Here is a 14,228-nt window from a genome sequence, read left to right as displayed (position 1 = left end):
GTCCAACACGTCTTATTATATGGCAATCCAATTAAAGGAACAAATTTACTTCAGACTGATAAAGAACCGCTAACTAATCTGCCTTCATACCAAACCGCTTGACGGTGTGAACGTCTAGCCACTGCTTCGGCAGAACAGCTTGCTTGCACCAATACGAAATTTGCTGAATCTCCAACCTTTGGCCATATTTGGTTTCCATCCTCATCTAATGGAGTTACCCCTCCTGTAATAAACTTAAGAGACTGCCCCAATGACACTTCATTCGTATTTCCATATAATTCAGCGAATCGTCCTACCTTCTCTAATTGATCGCCATTTCCGAATGGAGACCAGTGGTCTGTCAAACTATCGGTTCCCAACTTTATTTTTACTCCTTTTTTATGGAGCATCGGTAGTGGCATTGTTGTTTTTCCTATTGGAACTGTAGATGCGATTGACATGCCGAGAGACGCCATCCTTTCCGCTAATTCTTCGGCTTCTTTCGGGTCAGCACTAGCAAACCAAAAAGCGTGACTGATTGTAACCTTGTCCCGCAATCCAGCTTCTTCTGTTAAATCAACTAGACGTGTGAGAGTTTGCTTTCCTGCTTCACCACCATAATGCAAATGTATATCAATTCCAGCATCGTTCATTACGGCAATCTCAACCATTGTTTGCAGCGATTTTTCATTATCCCCATCTACTGTTATTGGATCTAGTCCTCCAACATGAGTGGCACCCTCTTTCATCGCCTCTTGTACCAGTTCAACGGAATCGGAATATAAAAGTCCATGCTGTGGAAAAGCAACAATTTCAGATGATAGCTTACCAGAAAATGATTCAAAGGCCTGGATTGTCGCTTCAAGACGCTTAAGACCGCTAGTAGGCTCAATATTACAATGTGCTCGCACATGTGTCGTCCCGAATCCTTGAAGTAATGACAATATTTCCTCGGCTTGTTTTTTTGATGTGGGCAAAATCTTTGGAAGCAAAATCTGCTCTTCCTCTATCCGATCAAAAATACTAGATATCGGATTAACAGCCTTCCAAGGTAAACCAAAATATGTTTTATCTAAATGAATATGTCCATCTTCAAAAGAAGGCAACATTAATAATTCTTTACAGTCGTATTTTGGAAGATGACTATACAATTCCTCTTCGGTTCCAATAATTTCAGCTATATTTCCATCCTCAATCCTAATATGACAAATCTTTGTTTCCGTACCAACAACACGGCCTGATTCCCTAACATAACCGTGCTCTAATGCTACATTCGTTAACCAATATGATGAATTTAACATACTATCCCATCCTCTCTAATCTCTAAATTATAATATCCTTTTTAAAGATGGGGAAATTTTTTCACAAAAAAAAACACTCTCGTAATGAGAGCGCAAATTAGGTTGGCATAATCTTTCGAACGACTTCATTCCACTCTATAGGATGATCCACAGGAATAGGCGGAGCTCCTGCCTCTTTTTGATTAATAGGCATTACTGGCTTCGTGAAGGTGCTCGATACATTTGAACATGGGAAAAATCCTATTACTTTTAATGTCTCATTTCCAATATTACGTATATTATGTGGAACCATAGAGGGAATCAACACCATCTCGTCTTTATTTAACTGGCTTGATTCTTCTCCTAACGTAATCTCCGCTCCTCCTTGCAGAATAAAAACAATCTCTTCCGCACTGTCGGTATGACTTCCAAGCTCGTGACCCGGTTCAAGTTCAAAAAATACAACAGAAGAATGCTCCGCTCCCGTAGTTGAATAGAAAGGAAATGCTATTTTCCTATGACTGTTTGATTCATTTTCAAGCCAGCCTTCTAACATTATAAGCTCATTTAGCTTGACCTTATTCATCTATATACTCCCCTTTTGCTAGACTCCCTCAATTGCTTTCTTTAGTTGAATTTATTCCAACTAATTCTTGCTTTTATCGATGACTTTCCAAAATTCTTTCGCTACTAATTGATAGCCTTCTTTACTTAAATGGATATCTAGAGGATTAGGAAGATATGTTTCATAGTGTTTTTCAATGAGTTTTGCAGTTGGAACAAAAGTATCTCCATTTACATGAGCTCGATCTGCTATCGTTTGGTTCAAAATATCAAGTAATGGCAACAGCTGTGCTTGATCTTCAGCTGAACGATAAGGGAAAGGATTATAATATCCCATTACATATACCTTGGCATGTGGATTTAGGGAGTCAATTGTACTGAGAATAATATGTAAATTCGCCCCTAATGCTTCGAAAGTAGATGGAAGTGTTGCTGGGTTACTTAATGCTCTAAGGAGATCATTTGCGCCAATATCAATCGTAATAAATTCGGCTTCTTTTATTTGATATTGAACCTTTGGATTTGAAAGAACATCGTTACGTAATTGCTCCGACGTATAACCTGACACTCCAAAGTTTGTAAAACCGACCGTGTATTGCGATTGCTCAAATCGATCTACAAGATAATCAGCATACCCCAAATCAATTTCACGATAAGGTGTCTGGCCAGCAGCTAACGAATCTCCTAACGCCACGTAATCAATCACTTTTTTTGCTGGCTTTGCTAACGCACTGTACGGTAAACTTACAAACAGAATTCCAACTAAAAGTAAACTAAACAGCCTTTTGCCAAGATTCATAAAATACCTCCCGTTGTTCTTAATAACGCACATATATATTATACAAAACAAAAAACGCACTAGCAACCTAGTCTAGAGCGTTTACCGAATTTAATAAGGAATTGTTACAAGAATCATTAAAAGAAAAAGAATCGTTAAATAATTTACGGAATATAAAAAGTTAGCATGTGCCCATTTAAGATTGTCTTTTGTAAAGAGGCCTTTGATTGCTACTACTAGCCATCCAATATTCAATATAGTTGCAATAACGATGAAAGTTGTACCCAGCTGCACTAGAAAAAATGGTAACGGTAGAAGGCATGCAATATATACAACCATTTGCCGCTTCGTTACGTCGAGCCCTCTTACAACTGGAAGCATCGCAACGCCTGCAGCCTTATATTCATCATATTTTTTAATCGCAATCGCAAAGGTATGAGGCATTTGCCAAATAAAAATAATCATAAATAATACAAGGGGAAGAAGTGGTATTCCAGGTATAATCGCTGCCCATCCAATAAGAGGCGTGACCGCTCCCGAAACACTTCCAATCACGGTATTTAGTGTGTATCTCCGTTTAGACCACATTGTGTACAAAATAACGTAGGTAAACCAGCCGATAAAAGCATAAACAGTGGCTTCTATTGTTGTAAAAAGTAATAAAATAAAGCCTACTATAGAAAGAACTATCCCTAATGCTAACACAATTTTAAGAGAAAAATGTCCTGTTACGGTTGGCCGTTTTTGTGTTCGAGCCATGATCGTATCGATATCGACATCGTACCAGTTATTTATTACCAAGGCACCTGCCATTACTAATGTACTTCCGATTATTGTCAGAACGAAAAGATTGATATTATCCATAAACGATTGGTTAGAAAAATGCAGTGCTAACCAGAATCCTGTGAAAACCGGCAATACATTTGCTATTAATACGCCAGCTTTAAATAGTGATTTTATATCAGAAATGAAAGTAGAAATACTACGTTCCTTGTCCATTATTTGGGAAGGCGCTTCGTTTTTTTTCATCCCAAGTCCTCCAGTAACAATTAATAAGTCATCATTACGTTTTATTATAACATCCATTATGTCTAAAGGTGTTCTTCCGATTTTGTTAAAATTGTAATATGATTTATTGTAAGGAATCTTTTTAAAATAGGAGGAATTTTGACTTGTCTAAACTCTCAATTTCTGAATTTATATTAAATACGAGCAATGGAAAAACACTTGCACCTGATGGAGCCAATCTGACAATCGCCGAATGGGAAGCCGAGGGTACTCCAAATGGAGAAACACCAATGTTCATTGCTCCACTTCATTTACATCATGAAGATGACGAAGCGTGGTTTGTTTTAGAGGGGACACTCGGATTTCAAATTGGGGACGAAACCATTGAAGCAAATCAGAATGAGGCTGTAATCGTACCAAGAGGAACACCACATACATTTTGGAATCCAAAACAAGAAACTGCACGTTATCTTATTATCATGACGAAGCAAACTAAAACATTAATCGAAGCCATACATAGCACTGAAGATCGAAGTCCAGAATTTATGAAAAAACTATTTGCGCAGTATGGTGCTGAGTTGCTTTGATGTGAAATGTTATTTATGAAGGAATAATTAAGAATTTTTGAATTTCTAAGGGAATTAGTTCACGAATTGGTTACCTTTATAGGTGATTTTCTACTTGCTCAGGGCTATAATCAATGCATTGGTTACCTTCATCAATGAGTTTCCACTTGCTCAGGGCTACAATCAATGCATTGGTTACCTTCATCAATGAGTTTCCACTTGCTCAGGGCTACAATCAATGCATTGGTTACCTTCATCACTGATTTCCCACTAGCTTAGGGTTCCAATCAATGCATTGGTTACCTTCATCACTGATTTCCCACTAGCTTAGGGTTCCAATCAATGCATTGGTTACCTTCATCACTGATTTCCCACTTACTTAGGGCACCAATCGACGTATTGATTACCTTCGTTGGTGATTTTCTACTAGCTCAAGGCTACAATCGACACTTTGGTTACCTTTATCACTGATTTTTTACCTACTCAGTTTACTAATCACCATTTTCAACAAAAAGGGAGACTGTCCAGTCTATCCGGACAGCTCCAAATTACAGCCTTAATTAGTGCATGCCGCTCCATTCACCTTGATTCTTAGATTTTTTCTCTTTTTTCGCTTTTTCTTTATGAGCACGATTGGCGTTTGCGCTGCCAAATTCTTTTGAGAACTCGGAATCTGTTTTACTGGAGTCAAATCCTTTTTTATTTTTTTGTTCCGGATCGTTTTTCTTTGTCCTCTTTGCCATGTTTATCCCTCCTTCGTTTCTTTAGTATTAGAAATGAAAGTGGGAATATACCGATTCAAAAATTTTACCAAGGTAATTTTTCTGGAGACAAACGAACCCAAATATAAAAAGTTATTGAAAAATGGAAGTTTTATTTTCATAAGTAATTATTTTATGCTTATTTTAATATCATTTTTTGTCTTAACCTCGTAGAAGTTTTATAGAAAAAAACAAGAGTAACTACCATTAAAAACAGTTTTGGCTTACAGCTTTGTTTATGCTGATTGTTGACCATTGATTTTTAGACAGCCTTTAGTGATTATTAATAAAATTTCCCCCTAAAAAAAAGTGCCTAGAAATCCAAAGGCACTGATATTAGGATTTTATCCCATCTCTATTCATAAATATTTTTCCCGTAAAAAATTTCATCCATTTCATTTGTAATTCTTTCAGTAATTTCCGCTGCTTCTTCTTCCTTGAGATTTTCTTTAGATTGAGCAAATAAATAGTTATCTAAATCAAATTCTTTAAGCTTGCATTTCGTATGAAAAATATTCTCTTGATAGACGTTAACATCAATCATATCAAACTCTTCTTTTAGATCATCAGGAATGTAATTTTGGATTGAATTTATTTCGTGATCGATAAATAATTTATGGCCATCCTTCGCCCTAGTAAAACCACGAACTCGATAATCAATAGACATCACATCCGTTTCAAATGAACGGATTAAATAGTTCAATGCTTTTAATGGTGAAATTTCACCGCAAGTAGATACATCTATATCTGCCCTAAATGTACTAATTCCTTCATCAGGATGGAATTCAGGATACGTATGGACAGTAATATGACTTTTATCAAGCTGAATTACTACATTGTCTGGTAGTGGGCCTGGCGATTCTTCATATGATTCTGCTGGAACTTCAACGACCGGTCCTTCGGAAACAAGAACTGTTACACTGGCGCCTTGTGGCACGTAATCCTGTTTTGCGATATTTAAAACATGCGCACCAATAATATTTGCCACATGCTGTAATATTTCTGTTAACCTATCTGCGTTGTATTGTTCATCAATATACTCAATATAAGCTTCACGATCTTTTTTCGTTTTAGTAAAACAAATATCATACATATTAAAACTTAATGATTTAGTTAAATTATTAAATCCATGAAGTTCAATTCTTTGTTCAGGAGTAAGTTTCATACTACCTTCCCTCCTCTATGTAATGAAACGCATCTTACAATAAGATACTGTTATGTTACCCTTTCTGTGAGATAAAAAAACAAAGTATCTATACAAAGATGTAATACTGTCTCTTTCTTATCAGAAAATTCACCCTAACTAACATGCAATTTGAAATATGGATGTGGTCTTTATTCGTGATTACAATTGAGGATTCAACATCGTTTATTATTGTGAGTGCTTATGATTAACTCTCCAGTCCTATATCTTCTGGTCATGTTCGTTCACTTTATTAGTTTCCTCACTTCAATAGCACATTTATTTTACTAATAGAGAGTAAACGATAGATTATGTTACTATCTTTATAAAGGGAGGATTCTGTGATTAATTTTAACCGAGTAACTGAAGAAACTTTAGAAAACGTACTTGAAATCGTGAATTCAAATTACGTATATAACACCCTAGAAAATGGGATTCCGTATAGAGAAATAAAAGAAATAAGGGATCAATTTCTCAATCAAAATACTGATAGCTTTATCATTTCCGTTGATAATCAACAAATTGGGATTATCGATTTTCTAAAAAATCATCCTAAAGACCATTGCCCCTGGATCGGCCTACTCATGATTCATGGAGATTTTCATTCAAAAGGTTATGGAAAAGCTATTTATCAGGCATTCGAAGACCTGTTTTTGCGACAAACTTTCAATAAAGTTCGGATTGGGATCATTCAGGAAAATGTGGTGGCTAGTCGTTTTTGGACATCCCTTGGATTTGAGATTTGTGATCAACGGCCTTGGGAAGGAAAAATCGTTTTCTGTTTAGAAAAACAAATTAGAAGAAGGAGTAGTTGTGAATGCAAAAATTAACAAAATCTACAAAAGACAGAGTGTGCAAGGAGTATGTGGAGGAATCGCTGATTTTTTTGGTATTTCGCCTTTAATTGTTAGAATAATATTTCTCTTTACACCTGGCTCACTCCTTATCTATATACTTCTTGCCTATACATTGCCTGAAAATCAGTCGTTATATTAAAAGCGATTAACTGGTGAGATTTTCATGCGCTTGGTGGAATCCAGACTGTTGTGAGTACCCTAGTTGTTGAAAATTCACATCCTAATTGTAGACATTCCACTCTAAAACATACTCAGTTGATAATTTTTAGAAAGTAGCTCCAATAATTTAATGCCAGCAATACTATTTCCTTTTTCATCTAAGGCTGGACCAAAGATTCCAATGCCAAATCTACCAGGAACCGCACCCATGATTCCGCCGGAAACACCACTTTTTGCCGGTATGCCAATTTTAATCGCAAATTCACCTGAAGCATTATACATACCGCAAGTGACCATGAATGTTTTGCATATACGTGCAATATGAACAGGGATGATTTGCTTACCACTATCTGGATCAACCCCATCCATTGCAAAAATCATCCCAATTCTTGCTAATTCTAAGCAGTTCATTTCGATTGCACATTGTTTCGTGTATAAGTCAATTAGTTCTTCAACATCTTCTTCAATAATGTGATGTTGTTTTAAAAAATAACATAATGCCCTATTCAAATCTGCAGATTTAAATTCTGAGTTTGCTACTTCCTCACAAAAATGAATCGTGGAATCATTGGCCATTTCCCTTATAAAAGCTAGGAGTCTTTGAAATCTCTCTTCAACATTTTTTCCCTTTATCATATGTGTGACGACAAGTGCGCCAGCATTAATCATTGGATTCAATGGTTTGGCAGGCGACAAGGTTTCTAATTTGGCAATGGAATTAAAAGGATCACCCGTCGGCTCCATCCCAACGCGTTCAAATACATAGTTCGACCCTCTATCCATTAAAACAAGTGCCAGACTAATGACCTTTGATATACTTTGAAGTGATATTTTCCTCTCAATATCACCTGCTGATATACATTGTCCATCAGGATACTGAATCGCTATTGATAAATCATGAGGATTAGCTCTTCCAAGTGCAGGAATATAATCCGCCACTTTGCCATCCTTTGTATATTTTTTCGCTTCTTTTACTAGTACATTTAATTCATCGCTTGATTGACACGACATCATCATCACCCAAACATAGTATGAACCATTGTTTGGATTATCACTCTACTTTTCAATCCAATATTTTTACAAATCCTTTAAAGATTGTCTCCTATTACTTATTTCTTCATTAACCATTAGATACATATCTTCTACCCCAGTGCTCGATGCTTCAAAAGTATATGCATTATCTTCTCGCACTCCAATATTATAAGCTTCTTGTGCCACATCGATATTCGCTCCAATAAAGATAAATTCCCATTGATGTATTTCTTCTTGACGCTTGATCATCTCTTTTATTTTCCGATACGTAAATTCTTGGCTTGCATTTTCCAAACCATCCGTAGTGATTACAAATATTACTTTATCTGGTTTACTATCTTTCGAAAATCTACGATCCACATCTAATATTGTTTTACCTATTGCATCTAGCAATGCCGTATATCCACGAACAAAATATTCTTTCTCCGTCAGCTTAGCTGTTCTAGCATCTATCCCTTCCCATAAAACTTCGTACTGATCATCAAATAGTACGGCTGTTACCATCGTTTCTCCCTCAAGTTTGCATTGTTTTTCAACTAGAGCATTGAATCCACCAATCGTGTCATTTTCTAGTCCAGCCATTGAACCACTTCGATCAAGCAAAAAAATAAGCTCTGTTAACATAAAAAATCCTCCCTTAATGATCTAATGGTATAATCATAGCTATGATTATCCATATTTTGGTCGCCTTTAAAGCGACATTTTAGGGAGTTGGACACTTTGCTCGATAACAAGTTGATAAGTGAATTGCGGGAGTTTATAGAATTTCACCTTATTTTTAAAACTTTCAATGTATCTGAAGAATTAATCCTTGAAGATATGTACAATGGGGAAATTGTGGACTATATCGAAACGAAAAGAAAACCTTCACTACAAAAGATACTTTTCGATTTTATCGACCGAAGAGGGGCAACTGATCCTGAAATCTATCATAAAGCTGGAATTGATAGAAAGCTTTTTTCCAAAATAAGATCAAATCCTGGCTACCGTCCTAAGAAAAATACGATAATCGCGCTTGCTTTAGCGTTGGAACTTAATCAAGAAGAGATGGATACTCTCTTACATTCTGCAGGATATACATTGTCAGATAGCGAAACCTTTGATTTAATCATTCAGTTTTGTATTGAGAAAAAGATATATAACATTCACGATGTTAACGAAGCTCTTGATCATTATGATTTGAAGCTTTTATAAAAAGACTCTTTTCTCAAGCTTTATTGCTATTATATATATATTTACATAATAAGAGTTGATTTGAATCTTAAAAATTAATCGTTCTGATGAGAAAAGAGCTGTCTACTTCATAAGAACAGCTAAACTTCATTGTTTAGGTGTAAAAGCGGGCTTATGGGCTTTTTACAAAGAAGACTGATTTAATAAATAAAGACAGTAGGAATCCTGATAATCTAGGATTCCTACTGTCTTTAGTACTTAATGTAGGGCAAGCTCTCTGCCTTTTTTGCTTAAAAGTATACTTGTCACGGCCATTGAGCCTATTCCGAGTATAAGAAGTAAAATAAAAACATTGTGCAAGCTCGATTCTAACACGCTGCCTTTTAATTCGTCGCTCAACCATAATCCCGATACGGCAATACCGATTGCCTGACCAAGATTTTTTAGTAAATTGTGCGAGCCCATTGCCACTCCGCGAACTTCCCATTCAACCGAAGACTGAACAGCAACATTGAAGGCGGTATAAGCCAATCCGAACCCAACTCCTAAAACTCCTGTCACAACCATCATCCATGTTACAGTCGTTTCAGTACGGAAAAATACCAACCCAATGCATCCGACAATAATAATCGCGATTCCAGCTAAAGTAATATGGGCAATAGGTTTCTTGCTCATCCACTTACCTGCTAAGAGGGCACCAAACGGCCATGTAACGGACATTGGCAACATCGCAATTCCGGAAAATGTCGCATTTAAATTTGTAACACCCTGTACCCATAATGGGATATAAAATGTAATAGTGACGAGAATAAAGCCTAATAAGAACCCTGTTGCATTAGATATCGAAATATATTTATTTTTAAATAGAGAAAGTGGCAGCATTGGCTCTCTTCCTTTTGCCTGAATCCAAAGAAAAAGACCAAGCCCTACGAATGCCACAATAAATAAAATTGAAATTTGACCTGTTACTTCCTTATATTCTTTTACTAACGTTAAAGCATATAAAAATGCACTCATACAGATGGTAAATGTTAAGATTCCTGCGTAATCAATGACTTGCTTTTTCTTTTCAATATGCTCATGCAAGGCAACCCATAAAAGAAATAAAGATATGATTCCAAATGGAAGATTCATAAAGAAAATCCAATGCCAGGATATCGTATCGACAATGAATCCTCCGGCAAGAGGTCCGAAAATACCGGCAATTCCCCATACACTGCTCATCCACCCTTGCATTTTCGCCCTCATATTAAATTCAAATACATCACCAATAATGGTAAAAGGAATAGTCGATAATGCTCCTGCGCCGATTCCTTGAATAAGGCGGAAAATAATGAGCTGCTCCATCGTTTGAGAAAGTCCGGAAAGCATAGAGCCCGCTAAAAATATTAGCGTACCTATCGTAAACATTAATTTTCGGCCAAATAAGTCAGCCATTTTCCCAAAAATCGGTGTACTGATGACGACCGCTAATAAATAAATCGAAATCACCCATGTGTATAAATGGCTCCCACCAAGATCATCTACAATCTTTGGCATCGCCGTGCTAACAATCGTTCCTTCAATGGCTGTAAGAAACGTTGAAATTAATAACGCGATTACAACAGATTTTTGTTTTGTCTCTTTATTCATTTATTCTCCCCCTTGTTGCACGATGAAAGCACGAGACCTTTTTAAGTATATCAAATTTTCACAATATAGACACTCCACCAAATCCTCCCAACAAAAGGAATAAAGACTGCCGTAATATATATTTTAGGCAGCCTTATTATCCGGAATCCAACTATTTCTTATTTAACAGTAAGGACTCTATTTCTTGAGCGTTGATTGGGCGACTGAACAAATAACCTTGGAGCTCGTCACAGCCCATTTGCAATAAAGTATTTTTTTCTCCATTTGTTTCAATCCCTTCAGCAACAACATTTAGTTGCAGTCCTTTTGCCATACTTAGGATGGACTGTACTAATCGAGATTTTTTCATATTTTGATCGATATCCGATATAAATTGACGGTCAATTTTTATTTCGTCGATTGGTAGTTGCAGCAATGGATATAAAGAGGAATACCCCTTACCGAAGTCATCAATGGAAATTTTGACACCAATATCTTTTAACTGCTTAATGATGCTCGCTACATGATCCAAATTTTTTATAAAAACACTTTCTGTTATTTCTAGCTTTATATATTTAGGATCTATTCCTGAAATGTCCAACGCTTCTTTTACCATTGAAACTAAAGAATCTTGTTGAAATTGCTTTGCCGAAATGTTTACCGAAATAGGAACTTTCGGAAATCCACGATCCTGCCATTCTTTATTCTGCTTACACGCTTCGATTAAGGACCAGCGATCAATTTTTAGGATTAATCCAATTTCCTCAGCAATTGGAATAAAAGAACCAGGAGAAACAAAGCCAAGTTCCGGATCAATCCAGCGAATCAACGCTTCCATACTTGTAATTTTACCCAATCGATATTTTGGTTGATAATATAAGACAAAATCTCCCCTATCGACAGCTAGCCTCAATGAATTTTCAATAAGCAGGCGATTATCATATTTATTTCGCATTGATTCATTGAAAAAATGAGCTACATTTCCCCCTTTTTCTTTAGATTGATACATGGCAATATCAGCACATTTTAAAAGACTGTCGATATCCTTCCCATCTTCAGGATACACACTTATTCCAATGCTCGCGGTAACATAAAGCAAATGTCCTTGAATAGAAAACGGAGCCGAAAATTCGTCTTGCAATTGCTTAAGCATTTCATGTATTTCTTCTTTCATTTCAATACTAAAAACTATGACAAATTCATCTCCGCTTAGCCTGAAAATTTGTCGACGATCATTATTCAATGTTCGAAGATGGTCTGCAACTAATTGTAGTAGTGTGTCGCCTGCCATATGGCCAATCGTATCATTGACTTGTTTAAATTGATTAATATCAATAAAAATTACAGCAAATTGAGAAGAAGTTTGGTTATATATCAAACTTTGTACGTAATCTTGAAAATGCCTGCGATTCGGCAACCCCGTCAGCACATCATAAAAAGCTAAACGATTTAATCTAAACTCAGATTCAATTAACTGTTCGGTTTGCTCCTTTAACTTACTATTCATCGAATTACTTTCCCTAAATAATTCGGCTAATTTTTCAGCCATTTCTCTTAGATTTTTCGAAAGTAACCGCAATTCCGAAACATGACCTTGAGGCCATTCAATTGTTTCGTTTTGAACTAATTTTTGTGGTAAATGTGTCGTTGCCAATGTCAGTTGTCTAATATTAGTCATAAAAATACGACTGACTGTTTGAACAAACATAATGATAAAAATCGCAAATATGACGGAATATCCGAGCTGTTCCAAAAAGATATTATATAGCTGATTTTGGTATTGAGAAATTGGAATTAGAAACATTACTTTCATAGAGAGCGGCTTAATATCATCAGAGAATAAATAATATCCTCCGCTCCATTTGCGAATGGGATATCCCTCATCCCCCTTTGGTAAAATGACCTTAAAATCAGTAGCTGATGTATTCAGAACATCGTAATCGTTCCAATTATTTACAGTTCGGGTAGGGATATTAGTAGTACTTGATCCATATACAAGGTTATCCAAATCACTAATGACAACATCAAAATCATTGGCTTGATAATGTGAAACCAAATCACTTACCTTATTTGTCAGTAAATCTTCTGTTTTCCAATTTAACATTTCTTTTTGTATTAGACTCACACTGTGTTTTACAGCAAAAATATTATCTTGATCCAAAGATTCCTTTGTATTCCATACATTCGTCATGACACTAAAAAAGAATGGAAGAATGATAGAAATAAAAGTGATATGTGATAAAAATTGATGAATTGAAACGTTGTTGCGGCTAATCTTATTATTTTTAAAAAACTTATAGAACGGAACATAAGCTAAAAGCATATCGGCTATTAAAACATTAAATAGTCCATTAACAACTGTTTTACCTATTTGAAAATAGAGAGCATTTCCAATTAAATAAGTTTGGTTGATTAATAAAAGCCCAACAAAACCTATTGTCATCCAAAATAAAATGTCCACAAAAAACATTTTTGCTTTTCTGCCATTAAGAAAAAAAGCACCTACAAATAAGACTTCCACAATTAACAAAGCATGCTGGGTTACATGTGAAAAGTGGTGAGGTATTAAAAGAAAAGCTAGTAAACCTGCAATTACAGCATGCGGCAGCCCAAAGAGACGGAGCATTAAAAATAAGAAAATACTTGTAAAAGTAAATGATATTCCGTAAATGAAAGATACATTAAAGCTTGAAGATAAAAGAATAAGTCCTAATAAAAGAATGAAAAGGAAATTTTCACTATTCCATATTTTATGTTTAAACATAGAAACAACCCAATCTATTAGTAATACAATCTTTCTATATTAATCATCATAAATGGAAAGAGTAATGGTTGTAAACAATACAGCAATAAAGGAAAAGATTTGCGGATAGCAATAACAAGAAATATATTTTTTCATAATGCTCATTTGACACATTTTCCTTTTACTTCTTATAGTGCATAAACTCTATTTTGGTTGCTTGTCTAACTCCTGTGTTTTTGTAATTCAACAACACAATATCTAATTTTAGAAACTTAAGCTAGTAAAAATAAAAGAAAAGGGCTACTTCACCCTTTTCCTTATCTCTTCATATTATGATGATATTATCAACTTCTTGTTTTCACTTTTTTCCCCATTAATCTTTGATAATCCAAAAGATCTTCGGGCTTATCGGGGTCAACATTAATAACTACCTTCCATCCCATTTCGTCACAAGTACGATACAGTTCGTTCGCTTTTTCCTCCGAATGGACATATAAAACGGCTGGTCTTGCATTTGACCCTAATTTAGACATT

Annotated in this window: 15 protein-coding genes; 4 read left to right on the top strand and 11 right to left on the bottom strand. The window is 35.6% G+C overall.

Annotated elements, in window-relative coordinates:
• Window positions 1–50: 50 nt before the first annotated feature.
• The 4 genes from MT489_RS12080 to cyoE form a co-directional block, all read right to left on the bottom strand.
• On the bottom strand, window positions 51–1,280 hold the full coding sequence (locus MT489_RS12080; RefSeq protein ID WP_244681810.1) for an amidohydrolase: 1,230 nt from the start codon (window positions 1,278–1,280) through the stop codon (window positions 51–53).
• 97 nt (window positions 1,281–1,377) lie between these two features.
• Window positions 1,378–1,845 carry a cupin domain-containing protein gene (locus MT489_RS12075; protein ID WP_244681809.1) on the bottom strand — a complete coding sequence of 156 codons (468 nt, stop codon included), beginning with the start codon at window positions 1,843–1,845 and terminating at the stop codon, window positions 1,378–1,380.
• 60 nt (window positions 1,846–1,905) lie between these two features.
• Window positions 1,906–2,622, bottom strand: a complete 717-nt coding sequence (locus tag MT489_RS12070; RefSeq protein ID WP_244681808.1) for an SGNH/GDSL hydrolase family protein — start codon at window positions 2,620–2,622, stop codon at window positions 1,906–1,908.
• Between the two features lie 90 nt (window positions 2,623–2,712).
• Window positions 2,713–3,630, bottom strand: a complete 918-nt coding sequence (gene cyoE, locus MT489_RS12065) for a heme o synthase (protein WP_244681807.1) — start codon at window positions 3,628–3,630, stop codon at window positions 2,713–2,715.
• Window positions 3,631–3,773: 143 nt separating this feature from the next.
• Between cyoE and MT489_RS12060 the strand changes: the two genes are divergently transcribed.
• Entirely contained in the window at window positions 3,774–4,196 is a 423-nt protein-coding gene (locus MT489_RS12060) for a cupin domain-containing protein (protein ID WP_244681806.1), read from the top strand.
• Window positions 4,197–4,735: 539 nt separating this feature from the next.
• Here MT489_RS12060 and MT489_RS12055 read toward each other — a convergent pair.
• Both MT489_RS12055 and speD read right to left on the bottom strand, forming a co-directional pair.
• Window positions 4,736–4,918 carry a hypothetical protein gene (locus MT489_RS12055; RefSeq protein WP_213126605.1) on the bottom strand — a complete coding sequence of 61 codons (183 nt, stop codon included), beginning with the start codon at window positions 4,916–4,918 and terminating at the stop codon, window positions 4,736–4,738.
• Window positions 4,919–5,291: 373 nt separating this feature from the next.
• Entirely contained in the window at window positions 5,292–6,101 is an 810-nt protein-coding gene (speD, locus tag MT489_RS12050; protein WP_244681805.1) for an adenosylmethionine decarboxylase, read from the bottom strand.
• 359 nt (window positions 6,102–6,460) lie between these two features.
• Here speD and MT489_RS12045 point away from each other — a divergent pair, with 359 nt between their 5' ends.
• Window positions 6,461–6,949 (top strand): GNAT family N-acetyltransferase, encoded by a 489-nt coding sequence (locus tag MT489_RS12045; RefSeq protein ID WP_244681804.1) that lies wholly within the window; start codon window positions 6,461–6,463, stop codon window positions 6,947–6,949.
• Window positions 6,933–7,115 carry a PspC domain-containing protein gene (locus tag MT489_RS12040; RefSeq protein WP_244681803.1) on the top strand — a complete coding sequence of 61 codons (183 nt, stop codon included), beginning with the start codon at window positions 6,933–6,935 and terminating at the stop codon, window positions 7,113–7,115. The genes MT489_RS12045 and MT489_RS12040 overlap by 17 nt, the downstream gene beginning before the upstream one ends.
• 101 nt (window positions 7,116–7,216) lie before the next feature.
• Here MT489_RS12040 and glsA read toward each other — a convergent pair whose 3' ends face one another.
• Window positions 7,217–8,146 carry a glutaminase A gene (gene glsA, locus MT489_RS12035; protein ID WP_244681802.1) on the bottom strand — a complete coding sequence of 310 codons (930 nt, stop codon included), beginning with the start codon at window positions 8,144–8,146 and terminating at the stop codon, window positions 7,217–7,219.
• Between the two features lie 66 nt (window positions 8,147–8,212).
• Window positions 8,213–8,791 carry a vWA domain-containing protein gene (locus MT489_RS12030; protein WP_244681801.1) on the bottom strand — a complete coding sequence of 193 codons (579 nt, stop codon included), beginning with the start codon at window positions 8,789–8,791 and terminating at the stop codon, window positions 8,213–8,215.
• Window positions 8,792–8,887: 96 nt separating this feature from the next.
• Between MT489_RS12030 and MT489_RS12025 the strand changes: the two genes are divergently transcribed.
• Window positions 8,888–9,361: a hypothetical protein gene (locus tag MT489_RS12025; protein WP_244681800.1), complete on the top strand. Its 474-nt coding sequence runs from the start codon at window positions 8,888–8,890 to the stop codon at window positions 9,359–9,361.
• Window positions 9,362–9,598: 237 nt separating this feature from the next.
• Here the strand turns inward: MT489_RS12025 and MT489_RS12020 are convergent, their stop codons facing one another.
• The 3 genes from MT489_RS12020 to MT489_RS12010 form a co-directional block, all read right to left on the bottom strand.
• Window positions 9,599–10,972 carry an MDR family MFS transporter gene (locus MT489_RS12020; protein ID WP_244681799.1) on the bottom strand — a complete coding sequence of 458 codons (1,374 nt, stop codon included), beginning with the start codon at window positions 10,970–10,972 and terminating at the stop codon, window positions 9,599–9,601.
• A 151-nt stretch (window positions 10,973–11,123) separates the two neighbouring features.
• A complete protein-coding gene (locus MT489_RS12015) occupies window positions 11,124–13,715 on the bottom strand; it encodes a putative bifunctional diguanylate cyclase/phosphodiesterase (protein WP_244681798.1) in 2,592 nt (863 codons plus the stop codon).
• 323 nt (window positions 13,716–14,038) lie between these two features.
• Entirely contained in the window at window positions 14,039–14,227 is a 189-nt protein-coding gene (locus tag MT489_RS12010; RefSeq protein WP_244681797.1) for a hypothetical protein, read from the bottom strand.
• Window position 14,228 lies beyond the last annotated feature (1 nt).

The organism is Lederbergia wuyishanensis (genome assembly GCF_022900255.1).
GTDB lineage: Bacteria > Bacillota > Bacilli > Bacillales > Bacillaceae_C > Lederbergia > Lederbergia wuyishanensis.
This window is presented reverse-complemented; position numbering and strand designations above follow the sequence as displayed.

Coding starts and splice junctions, on each gene's coding strand:
- MT489_RS12020 (WP_244681799.1), bottom strand. CDS start 10,972: ATGAATAAAGAGACAAAACAAAAATCTGTTGTAATCGCGTTATTAATT.
- MT489_RS12055 (WP_213126605.1), bottom strand. CDS start 4,918: ATGGCAAAGAGGACAAAGAAAAACGATCCGGAACAAAAAAATAAAAAA.
- MT489_RS12030 (WP_244681801.1), bottom strand. CDS start 8,791: ATGTTAACAGAGCTTATTTTTTTGCTTGATCGAAGTGGTTCAATGGCT.
- cyoE (WP_244681807.1), bottom strand. CDS start 3,630: ATGAAAAAAAACGAAGCGCCTTCCCAAATAATGGACAAGGAACGTAGT.
- MT489_RS12010 (WP_244681797.1), bottom strand. CDS start 14,227: ATGTCTAAATTAGGGTCAAATGCAAGACCAGCCGTTTTATATGTCCAT.
- MT489_RS12015 (WP_244681798.1), bottom strand. CDS start 13,715: ATGTTTAAACATAAAATATGGAATAGTGAAAATTTCCTTTTCATTCTT.
- MT489_RS12080 (WP_244681810.1), bottom strand. CDS start 1,280: ATGTTAAATTCATCATATTGGTTAACGAATGTAGCATTAGAGCACGGT.
- MT489_RS12075 (WP_244681809.1), bottom strand. CDS start 1,845: ATGAATAAGGTCAAGCTAAATGAGCTTATAATGTTAGAAGGCTGGCTT.
- MT489_RS12070 (WP_244681808.1), bottom strand. CDS start 2,622: ATGAATCTTGGCAAAAGGCTGTTTAGTTTACTTTTAGTTGGAATTCTG.
- glsA (WP_244681802.1), bottom strand. CDS start 8,146: ATGTCGTGTCAATCAAGCGATGAATTAAATGTACTAGTAAAAGAAGCG.
- speD (WP_244681805.1), bottom strand. CDS start 6,101: ATGAAACTTACTCCTGAACAAAGAATTGAACTTCATGGATTTAATAAT.